Genomic DNA, 8139 nt, shown 5'->3' with positions numbered 1-8139 from the left:
ATTTGGGAACAGGAAAAGTAGTTATATCAAATAATATAAGTACTTATTGGAAAAACTATCCCGGGATACTTCAAATGACTGAAAGCAGACTAGAAAATGATAACCTGCCGGCCCTTTTTTCGCATGTGATCAATCATTTAAGCGAATATAATTCAAGGCAGCAGCAGCAGCAAAGAATCGAATTTGCTAAACAATTCCTTTATAAGAACCAGGTATCTAAAATTGAGCAGTACCTGTTTGATTTAAAAGTTAAATAGTACTGTTGTGAATGATACATTAGTTATCAGCCCTTCTGGCAAACTATATGGAAGCGAACGAGTGCTGCTCGACTATGTGACTAATACTTCATTGAAATTTGATATCATTATTCCATCAGGAAGTGATCTGGAAGAAGTTTTGCTTGATACCAGTACTAGGCATAAGATAATTACTTATAATCCTGCCCGCACTGCATTCTTATATTTAAAACTTTTTTATTCGTTCTTCATCGGTAGATATAAAAAATTATATCTTAATGAGGCAGGACATATAAAATATATATTGCTTTTAGCTAAAATATTCCCGAAGTGTCTTTTTACTGTGCATATTAGAATATTGGAAGATATTTCTCCGGAACGCTGGAAATTGGCAAAGAAAAATATACCGGAGAATATTAAACTTATTACGATTTCAGAATACATTTCCAAGCGATTCCCTTTCCGAAATCAAATTATTTGTGATCCCTTTACTTTCAATATTTATAATAGCAGACCAACGTATGATAAGAAGCAACCATTAAATATTGGTATAATCGGTCGTGTAGCTCATAGTAAAGGAATACACTTGCTACCTTATTTACTGGAACAGGTTGATAAGGAATATATGTCGGGAAAAATTATTTTTCATTTATTTGGCGATATCAGTGAAGATTTAGATCATCAGGTAAAGGCTTCATTAAGCAATAGAAAAAATGTTATTTTATATGGTTATGTAAAGGATCATAGTAGTATCTACGATAACCTTAATGCGGTAATGCACCTCAGTGGAACGGAACCTTTGGGAAGAATATTTTTCGAATCGGTAAATAGGGGGTTGCCTTTTATTGGAATTAAAGCGGGGGGCATTGGTGAAACAGCCGCAATATATAATTATAATGAACTGATGGTAGATTATGCTGACGCCAATATTATGGCTGTTGCTTTAATAAATAAGTTGACTTTGCTAATAAAAGATCATAGTAAGTATGTTAATTCTATTGATGAAATGAAGAAGAAAATGATGGAAAGCATGACAGTCTCAATATATTGCAGTCGAGTTGATCGTATAGTTAGTGGAGGGGAATAGATCCTAATTGATTAAGTGTTAAAACCTACGCTTCTTTATGCCAGGAATTTCAGTAATTGTCTGTACCTATAATCCTGTTGAAGAGATATTCAGCAGATGTCTTGATAGCATCACTGTCGCTAATCAATTGCATGCGGCAAAAGAGATCGTTATAGTAGACAACAACTCATCAACATCTTTGTTGGAAAAAGAATACATCAGACAATTTCTCCAGCTGAATAATAATGCAAAGCTTCTAAGGGAAGAAAAGCAGGGCTTGACACCTGCAAGGATCAGAGGAATCAAAGAGTCAACAGGCAGCATATTGGTATTCGTTGATGATGACAACTTTATTAAAAATAATTTTTTTCAATGCGCGGAAGCCATTGCGCAGAACAACCCACATATTGGTGCCTGGAGCGGGCAGGTTCATTTGATATTTGAGCAAGAGCCTGAAGCATGGACAAAAAAGTACTGGGGAATGTTTGTTTATCGTGAATTTGATGAAAACAGATGGTCTAATTTTCCTCATATGCCCGAAACAATGCCTTGCGGCGCGGGTCTTTTTGTAAGAAGAAACGTTGCGGAATATTATGTTTCTTTAAACGATCAGGGAAAAAGAAATATACAATTGGATCGTAGTGGAAAATCTTTGTCATCAGGTGGTGATAATGACCTGGCAGCTTGCGCCTGCGATATTGGGTTAGGCGTTGGATTATTTCATGAACTGAGCTTAGATCATTATATACCCAAAAACCGTTTAAGCAAAGAATATTTGTTGAGTCTTGCAGAAGGTATTTCAGCATCTGCTATTGTTTTCAGATCTTTTAGAAATGAATTCCCTAAACAATTAAGCTTTAAAAATAAGATAGCTAATACTATCAGGCTGCTATTGAAAAATAAGATTGATAAGCAATTTTATAAAGCGGTATTAAAAGGGGAAGCCACAGGACGAAAAATTGTTTTTAACCAAATACTCCAAAATGAATTTGATCAGGAAAAAAATTGAAGCGAAACTTTACAGTGGAGATGTTAAAAGAATGATTGCCAGAAATAAGATACCAGATCAGCGAACTTCTTTTGAGAGGTTGAAAGAACTGGGTTTTTCTCCTGAATTAACTTTTGATATAGGAGCTTATCAGGGAGATTTTTCAAACATGTGTCTTGAAATCTGGCCGGAAACGACTATTTATGCTTTCGAAGCATTGAAAGATAAGATATCGCCTCTAAAAAGGAGATTTGCATCCAATAATGTAAAAGTGATTGAAGGAATAATAGGACAGGAAGATAAAGAGTCGATTAATTTTTATGCAGATGAAACTGCCTCATCGGTACTGGCAAGTGAAGAAGTCAACACCGAAAAAAAGGTTGTTAGTCAGAAAATGATGAGACTTGATAGTTTTATTAAGTCAGAAAACCTAAAGCCTCCAACTTTACTTAAGATTGACACACAGGGGTATGAATACGAAATTTTACAAGGATGCGGGAAAGTTTTAAATTCAATTGAAGTCATTCTCCTCGAATTAAATTTTCTGGAAGTTTATCAGAACGTAAAGTTAGCACATGAAGTCATTGCCTTTTTAAGTGAACATGATTTTGTTATTTATGATATTTGTGAAATACATAGACGTCCTTTGGATATGGCATTGTTCCAGATCGATTTTTTATTTATAAAAAAGGATAATAGCTTAAGGAAAGACAAAAGATGGGACAAAAATATATTGAAAAAATAAGCATTAACAGTTAAAAACATCTAAATGCAGTTAGGTCAATTGTTTAGAGCTACACCATCATTCAAAGGAAAATTACGTCTTGCAAATATGTTTTGCGACCGTAAACAAAATGATGTCTATGTTAATACTAAAACAGGCAAATTTCTGTTGCCCAATTTAACCGACAATCAATATTTTGAAATTTATGCTAAAGGAAGTTATGAACCCGAATTAGTAAGGTACATTATAAATACATTGCCTAAAAACGGCTATTTACTGGATACCGGAGCTAATATAGGAGCTGTTTCTATTCCAGTTGCTCTTGCACGGCCTGATGTTACTATAGTTTCTATTGAGGCGCTTCCTCCCAATTTCACTTATCTTGAAAAGAATATTCAATTAAATAATCTTACTAATATTATTCCTTTAAATGTTTGCTGCTCAAATATTGATGGCAAAGTAATGAAATTTTACTACGATGATACTTTTAAAGGGAGTAGCTCTTTCCATTCTTTACATAGCAAAAAATACGTAGAGTTAGTTACTAAAACATTAGACCGGCAACTATCGGAACTTGGGATTACTAAGATTAATGCACTTAAAATAGATACGGAAGGATCAGAAGCATTGATTTTTCAGGGCGCCAGCAGATTGCTCAATGAATTCAAGCCAACTATTTTATTCGAATTTAATGATTCTTATGAAAATGCAATAGATGGTTTACATGCAGGAGATGCACAGCAAATTCTTATAAATGCAGGATATAAAATATATGATTTTGTAAAGTACCCTAAAGCAGAGGCATTCAAAGCAGCACTTACAAAGGGCTCCGGCGAGTTTTTAGCTATTCCTGATTAGTATTTAAAATTGCAGACTTTGCTTCGTATAATTCATATTGTTGAAAACCTGGATAAAGGGGCGGTAGAAAACTGGCTTGTAAATATTTTCTTGTCGAGCAGAAAGACGAGGCCTGACTGGCATTGGACATTTTATTGCATACTTGGTAAAGAAGGCAGACTGGATGAAAAGGTAAGAGAAGCAGGCGGAGAAATAATTTACTCGCCGGTAAACATCAGTAATAAAATTTCATTTTTACGTCATTTACGATCGGTTTTGAAAAATGGAAGCTATGATATTATGCACGCGCACCACGACTATTTAAGCGGGTTTTATTTGCTGGCAAGTGCGCGAATGCGTTTTAAAAAAAGAATACTTCAGATCCATAATACAGATAAAGCATTGCCAGTGGGCAACCGGTTTCTTCATCAAATGTTGTTAGGTCCGTTCAGGAGACTGGGTTTCTATTTTAGCGATTTAATTGTGGGAATATCAAAAGATACGCTTGTTGAATTTACCGGAGAAAGGAAGTTAAAAAGACCAAAGTTTGAGGTATTATATTACGGTATTGATTTAAGGCGGTTTGAAGAAAACGCTAACCCAGCAGAATTCAGAAGCAATTTAGGAATACCCGAACATGGCAAAATTCTGCTTTTCGTAGGCAGGATGAATGAATTAAAAAACCCGGTTTATATTATTGATATATTGGCAGCTCTTTTAAAATCGAGGAATGATGTGTATGGTGTTTTTGTAGGAAAAGGTGATCAGGAAGCTATTATCACAAAAAAAGCTGCGGAACTGGGCATAGCTAATCATATAAGATTGCTCGGCTGGCACGACAACATTTCCGGTATTATGAAAAATGCAGATGTTTTTGTTTTTCCAAGAAACGAATTTCCAAGGGAAGGACTTGGATTAGTTATAGTTGAGGCACAGGCTGCTGGTTTACCAATGTTTATCACAAAAGGTATAGTACAAGACGCTATTGTTTTAAACGAGCTTGCATTTTATACCGATTTAAGCGATCCTTTCAAATGGTCAGAAAAAATTTCCGGCGTATTGAATAATGGCGTTCCTATTTCAAGAAAAGAGGCACTTTCCAAAATGAAGCAATCAAAGTTTGAACTAAATATCGCTACTGGAAATTTTGTGAATTTATATGAAAGTTGATTTTGTGCGTAAGAAAAGAGTATTACACATTATTGATGGTTTTGGTGCCGGGGGAGCAGAAACGTGGCTGCTTGCCACGGTAAAATATTTGAAAACACATCCTCACTTAAATCTTCAATTTGACTTTTTAGCAACTGGTGGTGAAGTCCGTTTATTTGATGAGGAAATTAAGGAGCAGGGATGTAAGATTTTTTATGTAAAATATTCATTCAATTCTTTATTTTCCTTTAGAGCAAATTTAAAAAGTATTCTTCTTTCAAATCAATATGATGCCATTCATGACCACCAGGATTTTATTTCGGGGTGGCATTTTTTGTTAGGCGCCGGCTATATGCCTGATATACGAATCGCACACCTTCATAATCCATTTAATTTTGTAAATAATTACGTTGTAAACCCTGTAAGATGGTTTTCATATCACTTAGGCCGTTTACTTACTGTAGCATTAACGTCAAAAATCACCGGTACATCTAACGCTGTAATGGATGAGTATGGTTACAATAAATGGCCATTTAGTAAGAGAAGGACAAATCCTGCTTATTGTGGATTTGATGTAAACAAGTTTGCATACAACAGCCATGGTAAAGAGAAATTATGCAAGGAGCTTGGATGGAAAAGCAAAGAATGCAAAATTGCTTTATTTGTTGGAAGAATCGGGTTACAGGATAATGATACTGCGGCAAATCAGAAAAATCCTGAATTTGCATTTTCGGTCGCCAAAGAACTTGTTTCCCTGAATGATAATTGGAAATTTGTTTTTGTTGGTTACAAAGGGAACCTTGGAACCAGTATGGAAACAGAAGTAAAGAGTGCCGGACTTGCAGATAAAATCAAATTTCTCGGTTTAAGAAATGATGTTCCGGATATTATGTCTGCCGCTGATGTTCTTGTTTTTCCGTCTTTGTGGGAGGGGCTTGGAATGGTTGCTGTGGAAGCACAGTGTTGCGGACTGCCGATAATTCTGTCTGAAACTGTTCCAGTGGAGGCAATTTTTTGTGAGGAGTTAGTTGTTGTGAAAAAATTGGAAGATGGAATAAAAGAATGGAGAGAGAGTATCGTCAGAATTTCCAATATTAGATATAACAGAGCAGACTATGCGTTTAAAATAAATGCATCTCCATTTTCAATTTACAACTCCATCAATAACCTCATTCAAATGTATACCCCCTGAGTATGCACGTAAAAAAAATTTTTGTCAACGCTCACAAGTATGATTTTAATCTTGCAAAAATATGTATTGCAAGCATCCGGTATTGGTATCCTGATATTCCAATATTTTTAATTAAAGAATTTATTGCAGGTGATTTTGATACAAGTTTTGTAGAGAAAAAATGGAAAATCCAGATACTTGATATTCCGCGAAAGTTGTTTGGATGGGGCTACGGAAAATTGGAGCCTTTATTTCTTGAAGATGGAGAGTCTTTCCTGGTTCTTGATTCAGATACTGTAATGACAGGCCCGGTAATTGATGCGGTAAAAGATATAGATGCTCAGTTTATCATAGATGATGAAGTGCAACCGGCTGAAAGGTTTAATGAAATATATTATAATCTTGACAGAATTTGTGAATTGGAGGAAAAATTTATTTACCCTGGGTACAGTTTTAATTCCGGGCAGTGGTTTGGAACATCAGGTGTTTTGACAAGGAACGATTTTAGCAAAGTACTGGATTGGACAGAACCCCCCAGACCTAAATTTCCGGAAATCGTATTTAATGGCGATCAGGCGCATTTAAATTTTATTGTGCATTTGAAAGAACAGATGAAGCAGGTAACTGTAAGTCGGATAAAGCTAATGATCTGGCCGAAAGATGGTGCTGCCGATTTTATAGATTTGGAGAAAATAAGAAAGAAGCAAAACGGGTTTCCTTATATTATACATTGGGCTGGCTTTAAATCTGATGTGATAACTTATTTACCCCGAGCAGATATTCTTTTGTTCTTTCAAAATTATTATTATTCCAGGTTTAGTAAAATATATAGGGGCATCGATCAGGTTTATTCCAGATGGCTTTTTTATGAAAAGAGAACTACTTCATTCTTTAAAAAAATAAAAAGAAAGGTCTCTAATTAAATGCGGGTATTATACATAAGTCCATATGGTATTGGAAGTACCAGCAGAATGCGTGGTGAATACTTAAAGCAGCTACTACCTATAAAAGAGTTTAAAGTTATAAACACAGATATCCCTTTACTTGCCACAAATAGGATCTTAAGATCATTGGGCTGGAGATTTAAAAAAGGTACTTTAATTAATAATATTAATAGGTATATAATAAATGAGTTGGATGGGAATTTCGATTTTGATATGGTTTGGATAGATAAAGGTGTTTTTATAAGGCCGGAGATTGTACAGCGGTTAAAAGCAAATTCCGGTAAGTTAGTCCATTATACTCCTGACCCGGCATTTACATTCCATCAATCAAAATTATTTTACGATAGTTTGCCTTTATATGATTATTGTATTACTACCAAATCATTCGAAATAGAGGATTATAATAAGTATGGAGTAAAAACTATCTTCTGCACACAAGGATATGATCCTATGCTACATAAGCCATATCACTCTTTCGAAGAAAAAAGAGGAGTAGTGTTTATAGGGCATAAGGAAAGCAACCGTGAATTTTTGATCTCCAGGCTATTGGAAGCAAATATCCAGGTGACGATAGCTGGAAATAAATGGGAGATGTTTGCATGGAAGTTTAGAAATAATAAAAGCCTTATTTATAAAGGCAAAGGAATTTATGGAGAGCAATATGTTAAGGAAATTTCAGGAGCAATGATGGGATTAGGATTTTTATCTAAATGGATTCCTGAGCGCCATACAACGCGTACGATTGAGATTCCGGCATGCAATACAGCCCTTGTTACAGAGGAAAATCAGGAAATAAATTCTATATATACTCATAATGAGGCGATCTTTTATACTGACCATAAAGATTTACTTGATAAAATAAAGTATTACTTAAGCAACAAAGGAGAACTATGTAACTTAACGTCTAACGGATATCAGAAAGTTAAGAATGGAAAATATAGTTATTACCAGATTTTAGAAAATGTGATCCAGCAAATACAATGAGGTTTAAACCAGCATATTTACTCGGTTTTTTGGAGATAAT

Annotated in this window: 9 protein-coding genes; all 9 read left to right on the top strand. The window is 34.9% G+C overall.

Going from position 1 to position 8139, the window contains the following annotated elements; all coding sequences use genetic code 11:
- Positions 1–257: hypothetical protein (locus A4R26_RS35330; RefSeq protein ID WP_207625676.1), on the top strand; the 257-nt coding region annotated here is incomplete at its 5' end.
- Between the two features lie 7 nt (positions 258–264).
- Entirely contained in the window at positions 265–1323 is a 1059-nt protein-coding gene (locus tag A4R26_RS04785; protein ID WP_081161431.1) for a glycosyltransferase, read from the top strand.
- Between the two features lie 37 nt (positions 1324–1360).
- Complete coding sequence (locus A4R26_RS04780) at positions 1361–2311, top strand: glycosyltransferase (RefSeq protein WP_081161428.1); 951 nt, start codon at positions 1361–1363, stop codon at positions 2309–2311.
- Complete coding sequence (locus tag A4R26_RS04775; RefSeq protein ID WP_081161426.1) at positions 2286–3035, top strand: FkbM family methyltransferase; 750 nt, start codon at positions 2286–2288, stop codon at positions 3033–3035. The genes A4R26_RS04780 and A4R26_RS04775 overlap by 26 nt, the downstream gene beginning before the upstream one ends.
- 24 nt (positions 3036–3059) lie before the next feature.
- Positions 3060–3872 (top strand): FkbM family methyltransferase, encoded by an 813-nt coding sequence (locus A4R26_RS04770; protein ID WP_081161423.1) that lies wholly within the window; start codon positions 3060–3062, stop codon positions 3870–3872.
- 18 nt (positions 3873–3890) lie between these two features.
- A complete protein-coding gene (locus tag A4R26_RS04765) occupies positions 3891–5021 on the top strand; it encodes a glycosyltransferase (protein WP_165760150.1) in 1131 nt (376 codons plus the stop codon).
- A complete protein-coding gene (locus A4R26_RS04760) occupies positions 5011–6192 on the top strand; it encodes a glycosyltransferase (RefSeq protein ID WP_081161417.1) in 1182 nt (393 codons plus the stop codon). The genes A4R26_RS04765 and A4R26_RS04760 overlap by 11 nt, the downstream gene beginning before the upstream one ends.
- Positions 6193–6194: 2 nt before the next feature.
- On the top strand, positions 6195–7094 hold the full coding sequence (locus A4R26_RS04755) for a hypothetical protein (protein ID WP_081161412.1): 900 nt from the start codon (positions 6195–6197) through the stop codon (positions 7092–7094).
- Positions 7095–7142: 48 nt separating this feature from the next.
- Positions 7143–8099 (top strand): CgeB family protein, encoded by a 957-nt coding sequence (locus tag A4R26_RS04750; RefSeq protein WP_165760149.1) that lies wholly within the window; start codon positions 7143–7145, stop codon positions 8097–8099.
- Positions 8100–8139 lie beyond the last annotated feature (40 nt).

The organism is Niastella populi, assembly GCF_002078015.1.
Classification (GTDB): domain Bacteria; phylum Bacteroidota; class Bacteroidia; order Chitinophagales; family Chitinophagaceae; genus Niastella; species Niastella populi.
Note: the sequence above shows the minus strand (reverse complement) of the source record. Positions and strands in the feature narration are given on the sequence as shown.

Bases quoted from the DNA above. Each gene is read 5' to 3' on its own strand.
- A4R26_RS04760 (WP_081161417.1), top strand. From the start codon at position 5,011: ATGAAAGTTGATTTTGTGCGTAAGAAAAGAGTATTACACATTATTGAT.
- A4R26_RS04775 (WP_081161426.1), top strand. From the start codon at position 2,286: ATGAATTTGATCAGGAAAAAAATTGAAGCGAAACTTTACAGTGGAGAT.
- A4R26_RS04780 (WP_081161428.1), top strand. From the start codon at position 1,361: ATGCCAGGAATTTCAGTAATTGTCTGTACCTATAATCCTGTTGAAGAG.
- A4R26_RS04755 (WP_081161412.1), top strand. From the start codon at position 6,195: ATGCACGTAAAAAAAATTTTTGTCAACGCTCACAAGTATGATTTTAAT.
- A4R26_RS04770 (WP_081161423.1), top strand. From the start codon at position 3,060: ATGCAGTTAGGTCAATTGTTTAGAGCTACACCATCATTCAAAGGAAAA.
- A4R26_RS04750 (WP_165760149.1), top strand. From the start codon at position 7,143: ATGCGTGGTGAATACTTAAAGCAGCTACTACCTATAAAAGAGTTTAAA.